1 protein-coding gene is annotated in these 249 nt (G+C 72.7%); it reads right to left on the bottom strand.

What is annotated here, in order from left to right; all coding sequences use genetic code 11:
- Positions 1-43: 43 nt before the first annotated feature.
- Positions 44-249: phosphatase PAP2 family protein (locus tag F6Q13_RS18990; protein ID WP_293059822.1), on the bottom strand; the 206-nt coding region annotated here is incomplete at its 5' end.

Below are 249 nucleotides of genomic sequence, written 5' to 3'. Positions count from 1 at the left end.
GGTTGGCGAAGATGCACCGGCCGAGGTCTGCCCACGGCAACCCCTAGAGTCTAGGTGACGACGTGCCGGGCGCCAAATCTGCGCCGACATCTGCCCCGACGTCGTCGTCGCCGTCCCTGCCGAGGCGCCCGGCTGTGCAGCGGGCCCGCGCCGCTGACAGCCCGGCTGCGCTGACGGTGAGCAGCAAGCCGCCCAGCGCCCAGCCTCCGAGCACGTCGGACGGCCAGTGAACGCCCAGGTAGGCCCGTG

Origin of the sequence: Mycobacterium sp., assembly GCF_008709575.1 — a bacterium.
Lineage (GTDB): Bacteria > Actinomycetota > Actinomycetes > Mycobacteriales > Mycobacteriaceae > Mycobacterium.
This window is presented reverse-complemented; position numbering and strand designations above follow the sequence as displayed.